9 protein-coding genes (1 of these 9 only partly in view) are annotated in these 22,620 nt (G+C 69.5%); 5 read left to right on the forward strand and 4 right to left on the reverse strand.

Annotated elements, in window-relative coordinates; genetic code table 11:
- The 3 genes from LV79_RS28100 to LV79_RS28110 form a co-directional block, all read left to right on the forward strand.
- A protein-coding gene (locus tag LV79_RS28100; RefSeq protein WP_253841299.1) for a non-ribosomal peptide synthetase crosses the window boundary here: on the forward strand, nt 1-2,475 show its end. It extends 6,558 nt beyond the left edge of the window; only the last 2,475 of its 9,033 coding nucleotides appear in the window; its start codon lies off the left edge, out of view; its stop codon occupies nt 2,473-2,475.
- An 82-nt stretch (nt 2,476-2,557) separates the two neighbouring features.
- Nucleotides 2,558-16,741, forward strand: coding sequence for a non-ribosomal peptide synthetase (locus LV79_RS28105; RefSeq protein WP_253841300.1), 14,184 nt, complete (start codon nt 2,558-2,560; stop codon nt 16,739-16,741).
- A gap of 122 nt (nt 16,742-16,863) precedes the next feature.
- Entirely contained in the window at nt 16,864-17,889 is a 1,026-nt protein-coding gene (locus tag LV79_RS28110; protein ID WP_253841301.1) for a sporulation protein, read from the forward strand.
- 47 nt (nt 17,890-17,936) lie between these two features.
- On the opposite strand, the gene LV79_RS28115 is transcribed toward LV79_RS28110, so the two are convergent.
- From LV79_RS28115 to LV79_RS28130, 4 genes are all read right to left on the reverse strand, one after another.
- Nucleotides 17,937-18,788, reverse strand: coding sequence for an LLM class flavin-dependent oxidoreductase (locus LV79_RS28115; RefSeq protein WP_253841302.1), 852 nt, complete (start codon nt 18,786-18,788; stop codon nt 17,937-17,939).
- Nucleotides 18,789-18,828: 40 nt separating this feature from the next.
- Entirely contained in the window at nt 18,829-19,224 is a 396-nt protein-coding gene (locus LV79_RS28120; protein WP_253841303.1) for a DUF5313 family protein, read from the reverse strand.
- Nucleotides 19,221-19,679, reverse strand: coding sequence for a MarR family winged helix-turn-helix transcriptional regulator (locus LV79_RS28125; protein ID WP_253841304.1), 459 nt, complete (start codon nt 19,677-19,679; stop codon nt 19,221-19,223). The genes LV79_RS28120 and LV79_RS28125 overlap by 4 nt, the downstream gene beginning before the upstream one ends.
- A gap of 108 nt (nt 19,680-19,787) precedes the next feature.
- Entirely contained in the window at nt 19,788-20,753 is a 966-nt protein-coding gene (locus LV79_RS28130; RefSeq protein ID WP_253841305.1) for an ABC transporter substrate-binding protein, read from the reverse strand.
- A 116-nt stretch (nt 20,754-20,869) separates the two neighbouring features.
- Between LV79_RS28130 and LV79_RS28135 the strand changes: the two genes are divergently transcribed.
- Together LV79_RS28135 and LV79_RS28140 are read left to right on the forward strand one after the other, a co-directional pair.
- The gene (locus tag LV79_RS28135) at nt 20,870-21,673 is read left to right on the forward strand and encodes a siderophore-interacting protein (RefSeq protein WP_253841306.1); all 804 of its coding nucleotides are present in this window, start codon (nt 20,870-20,872) and stop codon (nt 21,671-21,673) included.
- Nucleotides 21,670-22,473 carry an ABC transporter ATP-binding protein gene (locus LV79_RS28140; protein ID WP_253841307.1) on the forward strand — a complete coding sequence of 268 codons (804 nt, stop codon included), beginning with the start codon at nt 21,670-21,672 and terminating at the stop codon, nt 22,471-22,473. The genes LV79_RS28135 and LV79_RS28140 overlap by 4 nt, the downstream gene beginning before the upstream one ends.
- Nucleotides 22,474-22,620: the final 147 nt, after the last annotated feature.

Consider the following 22,620-nt stretch of genomic DNA (forward strand, 5'->3'; position numbering starts at 1 on the left):
TCCGTCGCCCACGTGCTGGACCCGGCGCTCGGGCTCGTCGCGCCTGGCGTGGTCGGTGAGCTGTACATTGGCGGGCCTGGTGTGGCGTGGGGCTACCTCGGTCAGCCAGGGCTGACTGCCTCCCGCTTTGTGGCGAACCCGTTCGGGGACGGGCGGTTGTACCGGACCGGTGACCTCGTGCGCTGGGTGTCCGGGTCGCTGGAGTTCCTCGGGCGGGCCGACGACCAGGTGAAGGTGCGCGGCTTCCGGGTCGAACCGGGCGAGGTCGAGGCCGTGCTGTGCGAGCACCCGGACGTCACCGCCGCCATCGCAACCGTGCGCGACGGCCGACTTGTTGCGCACGTCATCGGATCTGTCGACCTGCGTGCGCACGCGGCGTCTCGGTTGCCGGACCACATGGTCCCGTCCGCCTTCGTTGCGGTCGACGAGTTCCCGTTGCTGCCCAACGGCAAGGTGGACCGCGCGGCGCTGCCCGACCCGGACTTCGCGTCCCTGGTCTCCGCGCGCGCCGCGACCACCGACCTCGAGGCCGCCCTGGTCGAGATCTTCGCCGCTGTCCTGGGACTTCCCACGGTCGGCGTCGACGACGACTTCTTCGCGTTGGGCGGCGACAGCATTGTCTCCATTCAACTGGTGAGCCGCGCCAGGGCCGAGGGCCTGCGCTTCTCCCCGCGCGACGTCTTCGAACAGCGCACCGTTGCGGCACTCGCACTGGTCGCGGTCACGGACAAGCCCGCGGTCGCAACGGATGACGGCACCGGCTTGGTCCCGTTCACCCCGATCATGCGTTCCGTCCTGGACATCGGCGGCCCACTCGACCGCTTCGCCCAGACCCAGGTCCTGCGCGCCCCGGCCGACCTGACCTATGAAGGTCTCGTCGCCGCCGTGCAGAAACTGCTCGACACCCACGACATCCTCCGCGCCCACCTGACCCCCGAGGGCCTCCAGGTCCCCGCGTCACTCCCGGCCGAGACCGTCGTCCACCGCCACAACGGCCCCCTTGACGTCGACCGCGTCCTGGACACCCTCAACCCCCGCACCACAACCCTCCACATCGCCTGGTTCCCCGACGCCACCCTCCCCCCGATCGGGTCAACTTCCGCGGCACCCGACCCCGTCACCACGGCATCCGCTTATCCACAACCCCCCGAGTTGTCCACAGGCAACGCCACCCCCTTCGCCGCGGGTGGGGGTGCCGGTAAACTGGACCAGGGGACGCCCCCCGGAGAGGGTGGGGGCTGGGGTCCGGCCGGAGGCCGCGACGGCGCCGAGGCGGGGGCGTTCTCCGGGGACTTCGGGGGCGACTTCAGCGGGGACTTCGGTGGCGGATTCGGCACTGACTTCGCGGGCGCCGGAATGGCGGCCGGTGCCAGTTCTGCCGCTGCAGTGGGCTCTGCCGTCGCGAGTGATGGTGAAGAGGCCACGGCGGGGGTTGTTGTGGTTGCGGCGCATCACCTGGTTGTCGACGGGGTGTCGTGGCGGACGGTGGTGCCGGATCTTGCCGCGGCCTACCGGGGTGAGGCGTTGCAGGCGGTTGGGACGTCGTTCCGGGGGTGGGCGCTCGGGTTGGTTGGGGCCGCGCGGCAGCGGGTTGACGAGCTCGCGCACTGGACCGCCGTGGTGGCCGCTGATGAGGCGCCGCTCGGGGATCGGGTGTTGGTGCCGGGGGACACCGTGGCCGGGCTCCAGCGGGTGGTCACGACCGTGGCCGCCGATGTCGCCGAGGCGTTGTTGGGGCCGGTGCCTGAGTTGTTCCACGCCGAGGTCGACGACGTCCTGTTGACCGGGTTCGCGCTCGGGGTGGCCCGGTGGTCGAGCCGGTACCGCGGCCAGCGCCGGACCGCGATCTCGGTGGACCTGGAGTCGCACGGTCGCGACGAGGAGGCCGTCCCCGGGGCGGACCTGCACCGCACCGTCGGGTGGTTCACCAGCGTGCACCCGGTCCGGCTCGACCTCGCGGGCATCGACATCGCCGACGCCGTCGAGGGGGGACCGGCGGCCGGACGGGCGGTCAAGCAGGTCAAGGAAAGCCTGCGGTCGACGCCGGGCACCGGGATCGGGTTCGGTCTGCTGCGCCACCTCAACCCCGACACCGAGCTGGCGCTCACCGGCAAGCGGCAGGTGCTGTTCAACTACCTGGGCCGCTTCGACGGCGCTGCCACGACCGGCCCCTGGTCCCCGCTGCCCGGCATCGGTGGTGGTGCAGACGTCGACATGCCCGCCGAGTACCCGTTGCAGGTGGACATCACCACCGTCGGGGGACCTGAGTTCCGCATCGCGTGGACCTACCCCGATGGGGTGTTCACCGAGCGCGACATCCGCGACCTCGCCACCTGCGTGGCCGGTGCCCTGCGCGCCTTGGCGGAACACGGTGCCGAGGAGGGCGCGGGCGGGCTCACCCCGTCCGACCTCCTGGTCACCGGCCTCGGCCAGGACCAGATCGACCGCTTCGAGGCGAAGTGGCGGGATCTATGAGCACCGCGCGAGCTGGGCGCCGCGCGGGGTCGCGGTCGAGTCGTGCGCGTGTTGGTTGCTACGAGGCGAATGGGAGGACCTCGTGAGCCGCGCGGGTCTGCAGGACATCTGGCCGCTCTCGCCGTTGCAGGAGGGGCTGCTGTTCCTCTCCGGCTACGACGAGTCCGAAGTGGACGTCTACACCGTGCAGACGGTGCTCGACGTCGAGGGCCCGCTGGATGCGGAGCTGATGCGCGAGGCGGCGGGGGCGTTGCTGCGCAGGCACCCGAACCTACGGGTCTGCTTCAGCACCGAGGACGCCGCCCGACCGGTGCAGCTGGTGCCCGCGCGCGTCGCCGTGCCGTGGACCGAGATCGAGACCACCGAGGCCGAGTGGCCTACCGTCGTCGAGCGCGACCGGGCCACCCGGTTCGACCTGGCCAGCCCGCCGCTGATCCGGTTCCTGCTGGCCAGGATCGGCCCCGACCGGCATCGGTTGCTGGTGACCAACCACCACATCCTGCTCGACGGCTGGTCCACGCCGCTGCTGCTCGGCGAGCTGTTCGAGATCTACGGCGCGCGCGGCGACACCGGGGGCCTACGCCGGGTCCGCCCGTTCCGCGACTACCTGGTCTGGCTCTCCCGCCAGGACCGCGACCTGGGCGAGAAGACCTGGGCCGAGGCGCTCGCGGGCGTCACCGAGCCCACGCTCGTCGGCCCGCCCGGGGCCGCGAACTCGGGCGCGCTGACCCAGCGGGTGCCGGTCGAGATCAGTCCCGACCTGGCCGCTCGGCTGGGTGTCGTGGCCCGCGAGCTGCGGGTCACCGTCAACACTTTGCTGCAGACCGCGTGGGGTCTCGTTCTCGCCCGCCACCTTGGGCGCGACGATGTCGTGTTCGGCGCGACCGTCTCGGGTCGCCCGGCTGACCTGCCCGGCGCCGAGTCGATGATCGGCCTGTTCATCAACACCGTCCCGGTCCGGGTTCGGCTCGACCCGGCCGAGACCGCCGCGCGGCTGCTGTCCCGCGTGCAGGCCGAGCAGGCGCGGGTGATGGACCACCAGTACGTCGGTCTGTCCCGCGTGCAGCGGCACACCGGCCTGTCCGAGCTGTTCGACACGATCACCGTGTTCGAGAGCTACCCGGTCGACACCGAGGCGTTGGGCCGCGCGGAGAACGCCGCAGGGTTGCGGGTTGTCGGCGTCGAGGGCACCGACGACACGAACTACCCGTTGACGCTGACCGCGGAGGCCTCCGGCGGGCTCGACGTCTGGATCGACCACCGGCCCGACATCATCGACACGGCCGCGACCGCCAGGTTCGCCGACCGGCTGGTGACAGCGCTAACCGCGTTCGTGACCGACTCGTCCATCCCGGTGCGGGAACTCGACCTGATGACGGTCGAGGAGAAGTCGACAGTCGCTGTCCTCTCTCGTGGCGTCACCATCGGCGTCGGCGGAACCTCGGTACTGCAAGCGTTTGCGTCATCGGTGTCGGCAGCCCCAGACGCTGCTGCGGTCGTTGACGCTGTCGACTCGTTGGCCTTCGCGGAACTCGATGCCCGGTCGGACCTGCTCGCGGGGTGGCTGCAATCCCAGGGCGTCACGCAGGAAGACGTGGTGGCGTCGATGCTGCCGCGCACGGTTGACGCTGTCATCGCTTTGCTGGCCATCTGGAAGGCTGGCGCGGTACACCTGCCGGTCGACCCGGGGTATCCGGCTGAGCGCATCCGGTTGATGCTGGAGGACGCGCAGCCCACATTGGTGCTGTCCTCCATAGAGGACCACATGTCGGCGGCCCTCACGCCTGTGCCGGTCTCGGGCGCGGCCTACATGATCTATACGTCTGGCTCGACAGGTAGGCCTAAGGGCGTCGTTGTCGAGCACGCCGGTCTAGTGAACCTGCTGGCCGCGCACCGCGCGATCATGCGACCTGGTCCCGTCCTGCACGCCGCGTCGTTCTCCTTCGACGCGTCACTCGACCCGCTGCTGTGGTTGTTCGCCGGGCACACGCTGCACATCGCTGATGGCGACCTGATGCGCGACCCCCAGGCCCTGGTCGAGTACGTCCGAACCCGGGACATCACCTACCTCGACGCCGCGCCCTCTCTGCTGACCCAGCTCGTCGCGGATGGCCTGCTGGACTCCGGTGTGTCCGTTGTCGGTACCGGCGGCGAGGCTGTCGGTGCGGCTCTATGGCGCGACCTGGCTTCTAGCGCTGTCGAGGCGTTCAACTTCTACGGGCCTACCGAGGCCACTGTGGATGCAGTGGTGGCGCCGATCGCGGGCACGGATGTCGTGATCGGACGTCCGGTGGCCAACTCGACCGCGTACGTGCTCGACCCGGCGCTGGCGTTGGTCGCGCCCGGTGTCGTGGGTGAGCTCTATGTCGGCGGAGCAGGTGTCGCACGCGGGTACTGGGAGCAGCCTGCCCTAACTGCGTCCCGGTTCGTCGCGAACCCCTTCGGTATCGGTCGCCTCTATCGGACAGGCGACCTGGTGCGGTGGACCTCGTCCGGGGCCCTGGAGTTCCTGGGCCGCGCCGACGACCAGGTCAAGGTCCGCGGTTTCCGGGTCGAACTCGGCGAGGTAGAGGCTGTCCTCGCGGAGGTCGCTCCCCGCGTCACGGCCGTTGTGCGTGACTCGCGACTGATCGCCTACGTCGTGGATGCTTCCGCCGAGACGGTTCGCGAACACGCGAAGGCAGTTCTACCCGAGCACATGGTGCCGTCTGCGGTGGTTGTCGTAGACGAGTTCCCCTTGCTCCCCAGCGGCAAGATCAACCGGGCAGCGCTACCGGACCCCGACTTGAGCGGGCTCGTCAGTGCAAGCCGGGAACCGCGCACCCACACCGAGTCCGTGCTGCGCGACCTGTTCGCGGGTGTCCTCGGCCTCTCCACGGTGGGTGTGGACGACGACTTCTTCACCCTGGGTGGGGACAGCATCGTCTCTATCCAGCTGGTCAGCCGCGCCCGCGCGGCCGGGGTCACGCTGTCTCCGCGCGACGTGTTCGAGCAGCGCACCGTTGCCGCGCTTGCTGTGGTCGCTGACGCTAAGAACGAGCCGGTAGTGGTCGAGGAGGAGGGGACCGCTGTCGGGCTAGTTCCGCTCACCCCGATCATGCACGACCTCCTGGCCAACGTCGGCCCTATCAACCGCTATGCCCAAGTGCAGGTACTGACGGCGCCCGGCGATCTCACCGAATTCAGTCTTAAGACGACGGTCCAGAAGCTCTTAGACACTCACGTCATCCTCCGGGCTCGCCTGACGCAAGACGGTCTCGACATCGCTGACACGTCGGACGTCGCTAGCGCTGTCTCGGTCGTCAAGGGCGCGCTCGACGTCGACGCTGTCCTGGACACCCTTGACCCTGCCGCTGGCCAGGTTCTCCGCGTGGTGTGGTTCCCCGACGAGGGCGTCGTCGTGATCGCCGCGCACCACTTGGTGGTCGACGGCGTCTCGTGGCGCATTCTGCTGCCGGACCTGGTCGAGGCGTACCAGGGCGCCGACCTGCAGCCGATCGGCACGTCGTTCCGGCGGTGGGCGCACGGCGTGGTCGACGCCGCCGCCGGTGTCGACGAACTGCCCCACTGGACCCAGACCCTGGCCGGGGACGACCCGCTGCTCGGGGCCCGCGCTCTCGACCCCACCGTCGATACGCTGGCCACCGCGCGCACCGCCCGCACCGAGATAGGCGCGCTGCCCACCGAGGTGGCCACCCGCTTCAAGGCCGAAATCGACGATGTCCTGCTGGCCGGGCTGTCCGTCGCCCTCGGGCGCTGGCGCGGCCTGACCTCCGTGCTGCTCGACCGCGAGGCCCACGGCCGCGATGAGGACCTCGTCCCCGGCGCCGACCTGCACCGCACCGTCGGGTGGTTCACCAGCCTCTACCCGGTGCGCCTCGGCGGGATCGACCCGTGTGACGCCGCCGCGACCCTCAAGCGGGTCAAGGAGAGCCTGTGCGCCACCCCCGGCACCGGAACCGGCTTCGGCCTGCTCCGCCACCTCAACCCCGACACCGCCGACCAGCTCACCGCGAAGCCGCAGCTGCTGGTCAACTACCTGGGCCGGTTCGAGGCCACGAGCCAGGACGACGCGCCGTGGTCCCCGGTCGAGGCGGGCATCGCGGGTGGCGCCGACAAGGACATGCCGCTCGACCACGCGCTCCAGGTCGACATCGTCGCTGTCGGGTCAACCCTGACTGTTGACTGGACCTGGCCGGACGGCGTGTTCACCGACGCCGAGGTCAACGCCATCAGCGACCACTGGCGTGACGCGCTCGCGGAACTCGCCACCGCCACAGGTGGCCGCACACCGTCAGACTTCCCTCTAGTAACCATCGACCAGGCTGAGGTCGACACGCTTCTTACCGACGACGTGGTCGACATCTGGCCGCTGTCGCCGCTGCAAGAGGGACTTCTGTTCCTCTCCGGGCTCGACGGCGCGGACGTCTACACCGTGCAGACCGTCTTGCACCTAGAGGGAGCTGTTGACGCTTCCCGGCTGCGTGCCGCTGCTGACGCACTGCTCGCCCGGCACGCGAACCTGCGAGTCTGCTTCCGCGAGCGCGCTAACGGCGAACTCGTGCAGTTGGTGCTGGGCGACGTCCGCGCGCCGTGGCAGGAGATCACGGGTGACGAGTCCGTCATCGCCGCTGATCTCGACACCCGGTTCGACCCGGCGACCGCGCCGCTGATCCGGTTCCTGCTGCTGCACCTGCCCGACGGCGGCCACCGCCTGGTGATCACCAACCACCACGTGCTGCTCGACGGTTGGTCGACGCCGCTGCTCGGCCAGGAACTCTTCGAGCTCTACGGCGGCGTCGAGCCCGGCGCGCCGCGCCCGTTCGTCGACTACCTGACCTGGCTGGCCAAGCAGGACGCGGCCCAGGCGAGGTCCGCCTGGGCCAAGGCGCTCGACGGCGCCGAGCCGACGCTGCTGGCCGCGCCGAGCACGACGACCGTGCGCCCCGAGAAGGTCGACGTCGACTTCACCCGGGCGCTGTCCGCGCCGGAGCGCGCCCGCACGCTCACCGCCCGCCTCACCGACGGCGCCAGGGCGCTCGGCGTCACCATGAACACCGCCGTCCAGCTCGCCTGGAGCCTGGTGCTGGCCCGCCACCTCGGCCGCGAGGACGTCGTCTTCGGTGCCACGGTGTCCGGCCGACCGCCCGACCTGCCCGGTGTCGAGTCGATGATCGGCCTGTTCATCAACACCGTCCCGGTCCGGATCCGGCTCGACCCGGCCGAGACCGTGGCCGAGGCCGCGCGTCGCGTGCAGGGGGAGCAGTCCGCCCTCATCGAGCACCAGCACCTGGGGCTCGCCGATGTCCGCCGCGCCACTGGCCTGACCGAGCTGTTCGACACCCTTACCGTGTTTGAGAGCTACCCGGTCGACACCGATGCTCTAGGGCGCGCGGAGCAGGCAGCGGGTCTACGCGTAACCGGCGTGTCTGGGACCGACGCGACCGACTACCCGTTGACGCTAACGGCCGAAGTTGGCGACACCTTGGAACTGTCGCTGGAGTACCGGCCGGACGTGCTCGACCGGGACACCGCTACCTGGTTGGCCGACAGCCTGGTCCGCGTGCTCGACACGATCGCCGACGAACCGAAGTCCCCGGTGCGCGGCATCACTCTTACGTCCGACCACGACCTGGCCACACAGGGCCGCGCGGGGACGGGTGTCACCGTTGTCGCTGCCGAGTCCGTTCTTGCCGTGTTTGACCGCCAGGTCACGGCGAACCCCGATGCCACTGGGGTTGTCGACGGGCAGCGCAACCTGAGTTACAGCGAACTAGACGCGTTGTCCCGCACGGTCGCCGGTCACCTTGTTGACCGTGGCGTGCGGCCAGGAGACGTCGTCGGATTGTCCATGGCGTCTTCGGCGGATCTTGTCGCCGCCATCTTCGGCGTGTGGCGGGCCGGTGCCGCTTATCTAGTGCTGGACCCGACCTACCCGGCTGACCGCATCTCTTACATGCTCTCCGACGCACAGCCGACCGTGGTCCTCAACGGCATCGATGTCACGGGTTTGTTCGACGGCACGAGCGCGCTCAGCGCTGCCTACGTGCTCTACACCTCGGGCTCCACAGGTAGGCCTAAGGGTGTCGTTGTCGAGCACAGCAACCTGGCCAACCTGCTCGCCTCGCACCAGGCGACGGTGATGCCGGAGCAGCGGCAGCGAGTGATCAACGCGGCGTCCTTCGCCTTCGACGCCTCCGTCGACGGTCTGCTGTGGATGGTGGCCGGGCATGAGCTGCACATCGTCCGCCCGGACTCGACCGCCCTCGTCGCCTACGTGCGCGAGAACGGCATCAACTACCTCGATGCCGCGCCTGCCCTCTTGGGGCAGCTGATTGATGATGGCCTGCTGGACACCGGGATCGCGTATATCGGCACCGGTGGCGAGGCGGTGAGCGAGACGCTGTGGGATCAGCTCGCGGCGTCGGGCGTGACCGCGTTCAACTTCTACGGTCCGACCGAGACGACCGTCGACGCTACCTTTGCTCGTATCGAGGCAGGTTCGCCCGTCATCGGTGGCCCCCTCGGCAACACCGAGGTCTACGTTCTCAACCGCACTCTGAGCCAGCCGCCTGTCGGCGTGCCGGGGGAGCTGTACATCGGCGGAGCCGGTGTCACTCGGGGCTACCTCAATCAGTCCGGTCTTACCGCGTCCCGGTTCATCCCGAACTTCCTCTCCGGCACTGGGCGGCTCTACCGCACTGGCGACCTGGTTCGCTGGACCCAAGACGGTCAGCTTGAGTTCCTAGGCCGCGCTGACGACCAGATCAAGGTTCGTGGTTTCCGCATCGAACCCGGTGAGGTCGAGGCCGCGCTGACGAACGACGCGTCCGTGGCCCGAGCGACCGTCATCGCTCGGGACAACCAACTCCTGGCTTACGTCATCGCAGCGGGCGACTCCACGCCTGACCCGACCAGTCTGCGTAACCGGCTCGCGGCAGTGCTGCCTGAACACATGGTGCCTGCGGCGGTCGTAGTGCTCGATGAGTTCCCGACTCTCCCCAGCGGCAAGGTGGACCGCAAGGCCCTACCGTCGCCCGAGTACGCCGCTCTCGCTGGCGCCGGCCGGGCACGCACCCCGGCCGAGGAGATCGTCGCGTCGCTGTTCGCCGAGGTGCTGGACCTGCCGTCGGTCGGCCCGGACGACGACTTCTTCACCATCGGCGGCCACTCACTGCTGGCCACCCGGCTCGTCTCCCGACTACGCGCGACCGTCGGCACCGAGCTGGCGATCCGGGACGTGTTCACCGCACGCACAGTCGCCGGCATCGCTGCCTTGGTCGGTAGCACCGAGGACGCTCGCCCGGCGCTACAGGCTGTCGAGCGGCCCGAGCGCCTACCGCTGTCGTTCGCGCAGCAGCGGTTGTGGTTCTTGTTCCGGATGGAAGGCCCTAGCGCCACCAACAACATCCCGTTCGTCGCTCGCCTCACCGGAGACGTCAACCCTGCCGCGTTGCAGGCCGCGCTCAATGATCTGGTTGCCCGGCATGAGAGCCTGCGGACGGTCTTTCCGGACCACGACGGCGTTCCGTATCAGTCGGTGTTGTCGGATGTAGAGGTCCCGTTCGAGGTTGTTGACGGCGGTGGCGTGCAGGAGGCCACGGAGTACGCCTTCGACCTGTCGCGGGAGATCCCGGTTCGCGCGTGGCTGTTCCGAGAGTCCACTGACGTGTCGGTGATCGTGCTGTTGGTGCACCACATCGCCGCTGACGAGTGGTCGACCGCGCCGCTGCTGGGCGACCTAGGTGCCGCTTACGCGGCACGCCGCGATGGGGCTGCCCCTGAGTGGACAGCACTACCGGTGCAGTACGCGGATTACACGCTCTGGCAGCGAGAACTGCTCGGCTCCGAAGATGACCCCACCAGCCTGGTGTCCAAGCAGGTCGCCTACTGGCGGGGCACTCTCGCGGGCGCACCCGAGGAGATCGCTCTCCCGCTAGACCGCCCCCGACCCGCCGTGGCCTCTTACCGCGGCGACGATGTGCGCTTCGAATTGCCTGCGGAGGTCGCTGCCGCACTACGCGACCTCGCTCGCCGCGAGGGCGTGACCACGTTCATGGTCGTGCAGGCCGCCGTGGCCGCGCTTCTCTCACGGCTTGGCGCGGGCACCGACATCCCCCTGGGAACGCCCATCGCGGGCCGCACGGACGAGAACCTGGACCGGCTGGTCGGCTTCTTCGTCAACACCCTGGTGCTGCGCACGGACGTCTCCGGCGACCCGACCTTCGCCGAGCTGCTGCGGCGCGTCCGTGAGGCCGACCTGGCCGCGTACGCGCACCAGGACGTGCCGTTCGAGCGGCTGGTAGAGATCCTGAACCCCGCCAGGTCCATGGCCAGGCACCCGCTGTTCCACGTCATGGTCACCCATACCGGGCTCGACACCGACGACCTCGGCCTGCCGGGCACCGAGACCGCCGCGCAGGACCTGGCCACGACCACGGCCAAGTTCGACCTGTCCGTGGGTTTCTCCGACACCCCCGGCACACCCACAGCTCCCGGCGCGCCAGCCGGGATGGTCGGGTCGATCGAGTACGCGACCGACCTGTTCGACCGATCCACCGTCGTCGACGTTGCCGCTCGGCTCGTCCGACTGCTCACCGCGGTGTCGGCCGACCCCGCGCAGGCGATCCGCACGATCGACCTCTTGGGCGCAGATGAGCGCGAGCTCGTGCTGCGAGGGTGGAACAACACAGCCGAGCCCGAGGTAACCCGCACGCTGCCGGAGTTGCTGACGGCTGCCTTCACCGGTTTCCCGCACGAGGTCGCTCTGGTGTCGGGCTCGACCAGGTTGTCCTACCAGGAGCTGGACGTCCTTGTCGGACAGTTGGCTACGGAACTCCTCGCCCGAGGTGTCGGGCCCGAGCGCGTAGTGGCGATCGGGGTGCCGCGCGGCGCTGAGATGGTCATCGCCCTCTTGGCGATCCTTCGCGCGGGGGGAGCGTTCGTCCCTCTTGACCCGACTTGGCCGGTGGCGCGACGCGAGACTGTGCTGAAGGAGTCCGGCGCGGTGTTGACCGTGACCGGCCCAGGCGGAGTCGCGGAGTCTGACCTCTTCGTCGATCTGACGAGCTGGTCGTTCGGCGGACATCCGGTCGCTGCGTCTGCCCACACACACGGCGCCCAACTCGCCTACGTCATGTTCACCTCGGGTTCGACCGGTACGCCTAAGGGCGCGATGATCCGGCACGAGGCCATCAGCGCCCGGCTGGTCTGGCAGAGTGGACTGCTCGGTTTCGGACAAGGGGACGCCTCGCTGTTCAAGGCACCCCTCTCGTTCGACATCTCCGTGAACGAAATCCTGCTGCCCCTGGTCACCGGAGGGCGCGTCGTCATCGCCAAGCCGGGCGGAGAGCGCGACCCGCGTTACCTGCTCGACCTCATCGACACCGAGCGCGTCGCCTTCGTCTACCTGCCGTCGTCGATGCTGGACGCCTTGCTGGAACTGGCGTCGGGAACCGAGTCCCTGCGCGGCCTGAAGCACGTGTGGTGCGGTGGGGAAGTCCTCACACCGGACCTGTTCGACCGGTTCCGCGCCGCGCTCGACACCACGATGTACCACGGGTACGGCCCGGCCGAGACCACCATCGGTGTCTCCCACGTCGTCTACCGCGAAGGCTCCGACCGGATCGCGACCTCCATCGGTAAGCCGAACCCCAACACTCAGCTCTATGTGCTCGACGATGCCCTTAACCCTGTCCAGGCCGGTATCGCGGGCGAGCTGTACGTGGGCGGTTATCTCCTTGGGCGCGGTTACGTGAACCGGCCCGATCTCACCGCGTCCCGGTTCGTCGCCAACCCGTTCGGTGCCCCCGGCACGCGCCTCTACCGCACCGGTGACCTGGTGCGGTGGGCCGGAGATGGATCGCTCGACTTCGTCGGCCGCGTAGACAACCAGGTCAAGATCCGCGGCATGCGCCTTGAGCTGGAAGAGGTTGAAGCCGCCCTGCTGGCCCACGACGGCGTGCGGTCCGCGGTCGTCACAGTGCCCGCCGGTAGCGCCTACTTGGCCGCTTACGTTGTCGCCGACGGTGGGGCTGACCTGTCTGATTTGGCCGCATGGGCGCGCAACACCCTCCCCGACTACATGGTGCCGTCCGCGTTCGTGGAGCTGGAAGCCCTACCGATCACGCCTAACGGCAAGGTCGACCGGAAGGCCCTACCTGACCCGGTTGTGGACACGGGGGAGAAGCGCGCCGCGCGTTCCCCGCGCGAGGAACTCGTCGCCGGGATCTACGCCGACCTGCTCGGGCTGGACAGCGTCGGCACCGACGACAACTTCTTCACCCTAGGCGGACACTCACTGCTCGCGACCAAGCTGGTCAGCCGCGTGCGCTCGGTGCTAGGCGTCGAACCGAGCATCCGTGACGTCTTCGAGGCCCCCACGGTAGCGGGGCTCGTCGCCCGCTTGCCGCTATCCGGTGTTGCCCGACCTGCCTTGACGCGGTTGGACCGCCCGGAGCGGTTGCCGCTGTCGTTCGCGCAGCAGCGGTTGTGGTTCCTGTTCCGCATGGAGGGGCCGAGTTCGACCTACAACATCCCGATGATCACCCGCCTTGCTGGAGACGTCAACCCTGCCGCGTTGCAGGCCGCGCTCAATGATCTGGTTGTCCGGCATGAGAGCCTGCGGACGGTCTTCCCGGACCACGACGGCGTTCCGTACCAGTTGGTGTTGTCGGATGTAGAGGTCCCGTTCGAGGTCGTTGACGGCGGTGGCGTGCAAGAGGCCACGGAATACAACTTCGACCTGTCGCACGAGATCCCCGTGAGGGCATGGCTGTTCCGTCAGTCAACGGGCCAGTCGGTGATCGTGCTGCTGGTGCACCACATCGCCGCTGACGAGTGGTCGACCGCGCCGCTGCTGGGCGACCTAGGTGCCGCCTACGCTGCCCGTCGTGTCGGTGCCGCTCCGGAGTGGACAGCACTACCGGTGCAGTACGCGGATTACACGCTCTGGCAGCGAGAACTGCTCGGTTCAGAAGACGATCCCGACAGTGTTGTGTCGAACCAGGTCGCGTACTGGCGATTGGCACTCGAAGGCATGCCGGAAGAGTTGGCGCTACCGGTCGACCGACCGCGACCGGTGGTGGCGACCTACCGGGGCGGGGAGGTCACGTTCAACCTCAGCGGTGACGCCCTGCGTGGCCTGCGCACCGCCGCACGAGCCAACGGCGCGACCCTGTTCATGGCGACCCAGGCGGTCGTCGCCGCGCTGCTGTCGCGGCTCGGCGCGGGCACCGACATCCCGCTCGGCTCGCCCATCGCGGGCCGCACGGACGAGGCGCTCGACGACCTGGTCGGCTTCTTCCTCAACACCCTGGTGCTGCGCACGGACGTCTCCGGCGACCCGACGTTCGCCGAGCTGCTGAGCCGCGTGCGCGCCACCGACCTCGCCGCGTACGCGCACCAGGACGTGCCGTTCGAGCGGCTGGTCGAGATCCTCAACCCGGCCCGGGCCATGGCCAGGCACCCGCTGTTCCAGACCATGGTCATCTTCCACGACGCCGACGACCGGGACCTCGGCCTGCCCGGGGTCGCCGCCGCGGGCCAGGACGGCGCCGAGCCGGGCGGTGCGGGCCAGGAGATCGAGGTGACCACCGCCCGGTTCGACCTGACCTTCACCTTCACCGAACTGGCCGACGGCATCACCGGCACCGTCGAGTACGCCGACGACCTGTTCGACCGGGCCACCGCCGCGCGGCTGGCCGACCGGCTGGTCCGGTTCGTGGAGGCGGTCGCCGCCACCCCGACGGCCCCGATCGGCACGGTCGACCTGCTCACCGGCGACGAACGGCGCGCCCTACTGGACTTCCCGGTAGAGCTACCCGTCACCGACACGATCCCGGCCCGGTTCGCGGCCCAGGCAACCGCCGCACCGGACGCCATCGCCGTAGAGGCAGCTGACGGTTCGATCACCTACGGCGACCTGCTGACCCGGGTCGAAGCGTTGGCCGGTGAGCTTGTCCGCCGCGGTGCGGGTCCCGAGCGAATCGTCGCGTTGGCCCTACCGCGCTCGGTGGACATGGTCGTCGCGATGCTCGCGGTGCTGCGTTCCGGCGCGGCCTACCTGCCACTTGACCCGGAGTTCCCGGCCGACCGGCTGGAGTACATGGTCGCGGACACCGACCCCGCGCTCTTGGTGACGACCGAGGCTCTTAAGGCAGTGCTGCCTCCCATCACGGAGACCGTCACCTTCGCCGACACGTGGAGCGGCGTCGCCTCGGTTGACCTGCCGGACGTCGACAGCCCTGCCTACGTGATCCACACCTCCGGCTCAACGGGGCGCCCCAAGGGTGTCGTCGTCCCGCACGGCGCGGTCGCGAACTTCGCCGAGGCCATGGCGAGCCTCATCGGGATCGGACCCGGTGATCGGTTGTTGGCCGTGACCACGCTGTCCTTCGACATCGCGGTGCTGGAACTGCTGGTGCCGTTGACCCGCGGGGTGACCGTGCGGGTGGCCTCCCGCGAGGAGGTCTTGGACCCGAGGCTGCTGTCCGGGGCGATCACCGACTTCATGCAGGCGACCCCGTCGCTGTGGCAGGCGGTCCTGGACACGGGCGTCGACCTCAGCGCCACGACGGTCCTGGTCGGCGGTGAGGCACTGCCGTCATCGCTGGCAGGCGCGCTCGCCGCCCGAGCCCGGCGGGTGGTCAACCTCTACGGCCCGACCGAGACCACCGTCTGGTCCACCTCGGTGGAGATCGTCGACGACCGGGTCGTGATCGGGCACCCCATCCGCGCCACTCAGGCCTACGTCCTGGATTCCGCACTGGGGCTGGTTCCTGACGGTGTGGTGGGCGAGCTGTACCTGGCCGGACATGGTGTGGTGCGCGGCTACCACCGCCGCCCCGACCTGACCGCGTCCAGGTTCGTCGCCAACCCATACGGCCCCGGGCGGCTCTACCGCACCGGCGACCTCGTTCGTCGTACCGCTGCGGGGATCGAGTACCTGGGCCGTGTCGACGACCAGGTCAAGGTTCGCGGCTTCCGCATCGAACTCGGCGAGGTGGAGTCCGTTCTCGCTACCGCGAACGACGTCACCCGCGCGGTCGTAGTGGCCCGCGACTCGCGTTTGGTCGCTTACGTGACACCCGCGTCCGTCGACCCAGCCCTCTTGAAGGTAACCGCGTCGGCACGCCTGCCGGAGTACATGGTGCCGTCCGCTTACGTCATCCTGGACGCATTCCCCCTGACCGCGAACGGCAAGGTCAACCGCCGCGCGTTGCCCGCACCGGACTTCGGGGCACTCTCTATCGGGCGCGAACCGGCCACCGACCGCGAACGGTTGCTGTGTGGGCTGTTCGCCGAGGTGCTCGGGTTGGACACCGTTGGTGCTGACGACGACTTCTTCGTCCTAGGCGGCCACTCGCTGCTTCTTGTCCGCCTCAGCGCCGCGCTCGAATCCCACACCGGCGTGCGCCTACCGATCACCACCCTCTTCACCGCGCCCACCCCGGCAGCTCTAGCGGCTCACCTGGACGGGGGCGCAACGGTCAACGCGCTTGAACCCGTGGTCGAACTCCGCGCGGGCTCTGGCGTCCCGGTGTTCGTAGTGCACCCCGCCAGCGGACTCGCGTGGCAGTTCGCCCCGTTGAAGGCATGGCTACCGGACGACGTTCCCCTCTACGGCTTGCAGTCCCCGCTACTCACCGAACCGGGGACGAGATTCGACAGCCTCGCCGACGTCGCACGCCGCTACGCCGCCGAGATGACCCAGCGCCAACCGGAAGGCCCGTACCGACTCGTCGGCTGGTCCTTCGGCGGGAACGTGGCCTACTTGATCGCCGCCGCCCTGCGCGACCAGGGCCACGAGGTGTCGCTGCTGGCGCTGCTCGACTCCCGCCACTTCGACCCCGTGCTCGACACTGTCCCCGCTGACCAGCGGGAAGCCCTGGAGGGCCTGCTGTCCGACTTGGACTACCCGCTGCCGGATGTGGTGACCATGGACTCCGCCGTGGCCGCGATCCACTCTCGTGGCGACGTCATGTCGGAGTTCGACCGCCCCGCTGTCGAGGCCGTCGTCACCAGCTACCTGACCAGCCAACGCCTACTCGCGACCGCCGAGTACCCGCCCTACGACGGCCCTCTCCTGCTGGTCGACGCGCTCGTCCCAGAGCCGGGCTTTGAAGAGGCGCACTACTCGGCCGCGGACGATTGGCGTGACCTGGCGCCGTCCCTCGAAGTCGTCGAGTTCGCGTGCAGGCACGCGCAGGTCGTCTCGCCCAAGATGCTGCCCGCGCTGGGGGAGGTGCTCTCCCGGCTGCTGTAAACCGTTGGGGTACAACAGGTTGCCCATCGGGGTAGGGTCCGGCCACGGGGCGGAGGCGGACCGACACGTTGTGCTAGTGTCGGATTTGCCCCTTTCTCTGACCTGGATCCAGGAGTCGCCAGATGTTCAAGCGGATGCTTTCGGCCTTCGGCGTTGGGGGGCCCTCGGTGGACACCGTGTTGGACTCGCCGCACGTCGGACCGGGTGGCACGCTCACCGGTCGGGTCCGCATCAAGGGCGGCAGCGCGGACGTGGAGATCGGGCAGGTCGTCCTCGCGCTCCAAGCGCGGGTCGAGGTCGAGCACCACGGCGGCGAGGCGCACGGCACCGGCGAGCTGCTGCGCGCGGTCGTGGCCGAGCGGCTGCGGATCTCCGCGAACCAGGACCTGGACGTGCCGTTCCAGCTGCCGGTGCCGTGGGAGGCGCCGATCACCGCCGTCGGCGGCAGCCCGCTGCCCGGGATGAACCTGGGCCTGCGCACCGACCTGGTCATCGCGGGCGCCCCGGACAAGGGCGATCTGGACCCGGTCGTGGTGCACCCGCTGCCCTCGCAGGACCGGGTGCTCGACGCGTTCGGCGCGCTGGGCTTCCGCTTCGCCAAGGCCGACCTCGAGGTCGGGCGGCTGCACGGGGTGCCGCAGCAGCTTCCGGTGTACCAGGAGGTCGAGTTCTACGCGCCGCCGCAGTTCTCCGGGCGGATCAGCCAGGTCGAGCTGACCTTCGTGGCCACCCCGAACGAGCTGCACATCGTCCTGGAGGCCGACCGCCGCGGCGGGGTCTTCGGCGGCGGCGGTGACGCGTTCGGCCGCTTCTCGGTGTCGCACCAGGAAGCCGAAAGCACCGACTGGGCGCCGCTGATCGGCCAGTGGCTGGAGCAGGTCTCCCAGCGCTCCCACGGCAACGCGGCCTTCGGCGGCGGCCACCAGCCCGGCTACGGCCAGCCCGCGTACGGCCAGCCCGGTTACGGCCAGCCCGCCTATGGCCATCACGGTCACCACGACCAGCACCGCCGCGGCCCCGGCATGGGCGCCGTGGTCGGCGGTGCCGCCGCGGGCATCGTCGGCGGCATGATCCTCGGCGACATGCTCGACGGCGGCCTCATCGACGGCGACGACTCCGGCGGCGAGGACTTCGCGGGCGAGGAGTGACCACAAGCGGCCCGCCACCCCCAGGCGGGCCGCTTGTCCCTCGTGGGTCAGAGCGCCGGTGGACCGCTTTCTATGCGCCGCAACACCGGAGCGAGGCGGTCGAGGTCCGCGCTGTCCTGGAGCTGTCGTTCGTCCCACCACGTCGCGCCCGCGGATGCCAAGGGACCAATGGTGTCCGCTGCGGTAGCCGGGTCGGTAGCGCCGCCGAGGACGATCTCGATCGGCGTCGCGCGCAGCGAGCGGACGTAAGAGATCACCTCTTGCGCCAACGCGAGCGGCGGCACAACCCCGTGGCGTGCCTCGGTAAACAGCGGCACCACCCCGTCCCACTGCACTGCACGGCGGATGGGGCGGCGGTGGGGCCAGAACCCGCCGACCCACACCGGCGGACGGGGGCGCTGCACAGTCGCGGGAAGCAGAGTGACGTCACGGACCCGGTAGTGCTGCCCGTCGTGGTCGACAGGTTGTCCTGACCAGTACCGGGTCAACAAACCCAAACCCTCGTCTAGCCGCGACGCCAGCACCCGCGCATCAGTCGGTTCCCCGAAGCTGCCGTACTCGTCGTCCACCGGCCCCCCAAGACCAGTGCCGAAGACGACGCGACCACCGCTCACCGCGTCCAGCGTCGCGACCTGCCGGGCCAACTGTTCCGGTCGCCGCCGCGCCACCGGGGTGACCAGGGGGCCGAGTCGGATCCGCGAGGTCGCCAGTGCCGCCGCGGTCAGCAGCATCCACGGGTCGCCGAACGGGGTGCCGCGGCGTTCCGCCTTGTAGTGCACGACGTGGTCCCAGATGAACAGGCCGTCCCAGCCCGCTTCCTCGGCGGCGCTCGCTACCCGCGCCACCGCCCTGGCATCCGCGAAATCGCCGAAGTTGGGGATGTTGATCGAGAAGCGCATCCCGGCATGCTGCGCCCGCCCGGCCGGCCGGGCAACCCGGTTACCGCCGCCAGGCCGCCGAGTACCGCTCCTCGCGCAGCCGGTCCCGGTCCGCCGTCCGCGCGCGCCGGGCCTGGGCGGCGGATCCGTGCGGGTGCCCGTAGCGGGTCATCCGGTACTCGGTGCTCTCGATGGCGTACGACAGCATGAAGTACACGCCCACCACCAGGCCGAGCCCGCCGCACGCCAGCGCCAGCCCGACCGGCGCGTCCATGCCGAGCAGCAGCCCCAGGGTGATCAGCGTCGTCAGCGGCACCATCCGCAGCAGGGTGCGCACGCCGAACCACGCCAGCCACGACGGGCGCGCCGCGTCGACGAGCACCCAGTCGCGGTAGCGCGCCGGCAGTCGCCCGCCCAGCAGGTACCAGGCTCGTCTGGCCAGGTTCGGTGTGGTCACGGTTGCTCTCCCGCCGCCTCGATCACGCGTGTCAGCGAACTGTGCAGCTGGACCAGGGCGTCGACCTCGATGCCGAGCCGGGCCACGACCGCGGCCGGGATCGCCAGCGCCTGCTCGCGCAGCGCCTGACCGGTCGGGGTGAGCCGGACCGCCAGTTGGCGCTCGTCGGTCACCGCCCGGTCGCGGCGCAGGTAGCCGATCGCCTCCAGCCGCTTGAGCAGCGGCGACAGGGTGCCCGGGTCCAGCGCGAGCATCCCGCTGAGCTCCTTGACCGACAACGGGGTGCGGCCCCACAGCGCCAGCATCACCAGGTACTGCGGGTGCGTCAGGCCCATCGGCTCGAGCAGCGGCCGGTACAGGCCGATGACGCTGCGCGAGGCGATGGCCAGCGCGAAGCAGACCTGCCGCTCCAGGGCCAGCGGGTCCGCGTCGTCGTTGCTTGGTGTACTAATCATTAGGGCACCATGTTAACCGACCGGCCCCACCCCTGGCTACTGAGAGGCCGCGCACACGACGAACGGGGCGGTCCACAGTGGACCGCCCCGTTCGGTGGAGCTACTGGGTCAGAGCTTGCCGAGCACGGCGTCGACCTGGTCGAGCACGCGCAGCGCGTCGCCGTAGTCGAGGATGTTGTACTCGCCGTCGAACACCTTGCCCGCCTTGACCGCGGTGATGGAGGTGAACAGCGGGTCGGCCTTGAGCTTGGCGCCCGCGCCCGGCGCGGTGACCGGCGGACCGAGGTCGTCGAAGAGCAGCACGGTGGCGCCGTTGAGCTGGTTGAGCTGCTCGATGGAGTACTGCGCCACGTTGCCGTCGGCGACCTTGGTGGTGGCCTCGTCGAAGGCGATGCCCAGGTCGGCCAGCGCGGTGGACGGGCCGCCGACCTTGTCGTAGAGGTACCAGCCGGAGCCGTCGTAGGTGCCCAGCGTGGCCCACTTGCCCGCGGCGATCTTGTCCTTGTGCTTGTCCTTGATCTCGGTGACCCGCGCCTGGTACTTCTTCTCCAGCTCGTCCACCGCGCCGGACTTGCCCACGGCCTCGGCGACCGCCTTGACCTGCGGCTTCCAGCCCGGGGTGTCACCGGCGGCCGGGATCAGCACGGTCGGGTAGCGGTCCTTGAGCTTCTCGTACTCGGGCTCCTGGTAGTCCGCGGCCAGGATCAGGTCCGGGTCGAGCTCGGCGATCTTGTCGAAGTTCAGCTCGCCGGTGTCGGTGCCGATGATGGTCAGCTGCTTGAACGGCTCGCCGTCCTTGGCCGCGGTCAGGTCGATCGCGCCAGCCAGGTTCGCCTTGAGGTCGAGCAGGATGTACGGGATCTGGAAGTCGATCGCGACGATCTTCTTCGGGTCGCCGGGCACCTCGACCGGGCCCTTGGGGGTCTGCACGGTGCGCTTGGCGGGCGCCGCGGCGGCGGAGCTGGACTGCCCCCCCGAACCTGTCGTCTGCTCGGTGGTCCCGCCGCACGCGGACAGTGCGAGCAGGACCGCCGCACCCAGGGCGATCAGGCGCGAATGGGCTTTCGCTCTCATGTGACTACTCCAAGTGAACTGTTTCCTCGCCCGAACGGGCGGCCATGACGCGGAGATTAGGTGAGGCTATCCTATGTTGACAACGCGTCTGCTGTCACAAGAGGGAGTTCGGCCAGATGACCGCTTACCGCGCGACGGTGCGGAACACCGCGGCGATCACCCCGCTCATGCGCCGGGTGACCCTCGGCGGCGAGGCGCTGCGCGACTACGAGGGCAGTGGCCTGCCCGACGAGTCGTGCCGGATCGCCTTCGGTGCCGACCTCACCCGAAATTACACGATTCGACGGCGAGATCCGCTCCGTTGTGAGATCGACATCGACTTCGTCCTGCACGAAGGCGGCGTCGCGGCGACCTGGGCGGCCACTGTCGAGCCGGGCGCCGAGATCACCATCAGCGGCGCGCCCGCGGGCAAGTACGCCCCGGCCGACGACGTCCCGTGGCGGCTGCTCGTCGGTGACGCCACCGCGCTGCCCGCCATCGGCCGAGCGGTCGAGGAGCTACCGGCAGGCGCCGTCGCCCGCGTGATCGCCATCGTCGACAACCCGGACGAGCGGCAGACCTTCGACACCAGCGGTGACGTGACTATCGAATGGGTGTACGCCCATTCGGATGAGGCTGGCGACGCGCTGCGCTCCGCCGTCCGCGACCGCGACCTGCCCGACGGACCGGGCTACACCTGGGTCGCGGGCGAGGCCGCTGCCACCCGCGACGTCCGCCGCCACCTGCGCCACACCCTCGGCTTGCCCGCGTCCCGCTACGACACCATCGGCTACTGGCGCTTCGACGCCGAGGCGTGGGAACAGCGCTACCGCCAGGTCTCCGCCGTCATCGACCCGAGATTGGCCGCCGCCGACGAGATCGCCGACGACGAGCAGTATTTCGACGCCGTGGATGAAATCTACATCGAGGTGGGACTTTGAGCCGCTTGCACGCCGAGGAGTTGACCCTCGCCTACGACAACCGGGTGGTCGCGAGCGAGTTGGGCGTCTCCATTCCGGATGATTCCTTCACCGTCATCGTTGGCCCTAACGCGTGCGGTAAGTCGACCCTCCTGAAAGCGTTCGCGCGCGTTCTGAAGCCGAGCAAAGGCGCGGTCTATCTCGACGGTGAGGTCATCGCCTCCTACCGGTCCAAGGAGGTAGCCCGCAGGCTGGGACTCTTGCCCCAGACCTCCATAGCGCCAAGCGGGATCACCGTGGGGGACTTGGTCGCCCGCGGCCGGTACCCCCACCAAGGCCTCTTGCGCCAGTGGTCGGTCGACGACGAGGCGGTGGTCACCGAGGTCATGGAGCGCACGGGCGTCGCCGACCTCTCCGGCCGCATGGTCGACGAGCTCTCCGGTGGGCAGCGCCAACGCGTCTGGCTCGCCATGGTGCTCGCGCAGCGCACGTCGCTGCTGCTGCTCGACGAGCCGACCACGTTCCTGGACATCGCCCACCAGGTCGAGGTGCTCGACCTGTGCGCTGAGCTGCACGAGCGCGACGGCTACACCCTGGTCGCGGTGCTGCACGACCTGAACCAGGCCTGCCGCTACGCCACCCACATGATCGCGCTGAGCCCCGGTGGCGTCGTCGCCGCGCAGGGCCACCCCACCGAGATCGTCACCGCCGAGTTGGTCGGCGAGGTGTTCGGGCTGCGCTGCCGCGTGGTCGACGACCCGGAGACCGGCACCCCCATGGTCGTCCCGCTGGCCAGGGCCAGGCAGCGGGTGTCCACCTAGGACCGGGTGGCGCGGTTCGGCGCGCGACGGTGGCCACACCGGCTTGACCGACCACTGCCGGAAAAAGGTAAGTTAGGCTAACCTAAATGACGCGGGTGATCACATCACCTGATGATCGTCCGCGTGGTCCGCGTCATCGCCGCCGCA

This window comes from Actinokineospora globicatena, assembly GCF_024171945.1.
Taxonomy (GTDB): domain Bacteria; phylum Actinomycetota; class Actinomycetes; order Mycobacteriales; family Pseudonocardiaceae; genus Actinokineospora; species Actinokineospora globicatena.

Excerpts from the sequence above, each read along its gene's own strand:
- LV79_RS28130 (WP_253841305.1), bottom strand. The coding sequence starts at position 20,753 with ATGAGAGCGAAAGCCCATTCGCGCCTGATCGCCCTGGGTGCGGCGGTC.
- LV79_RS28125 (WP_253841304.1), bottom strand. The coding sequence starts at position 19,679 with ATGATTAGTACACCAAGCAACGACGACGCGGACCCGCTGGCCCTGGAG.
- LV79_RS28135 (WP_253841306.1), top strand. The coding sequence starts at position 20,870 with ATGACCGCTTACCGCGCGACGGTGCGGAACACCGCGGCGATCACCCCG.
- LV79_RS28115 (WP_253841302.1), bottom strand. The coding sequence starts at position 18,788 with ATGCGCTTCTCGATCAACATCCCCAACTTCGGCGATTTCGCGGATGCC.
- LV79_RS28110 (WP_253841301.1), top strand. The coding sequence starts at position 16,864 with ATGTTCAAGCGGATGCTTTCGGCCTTCGGCGTTGGGGGGCCCTCGGTG.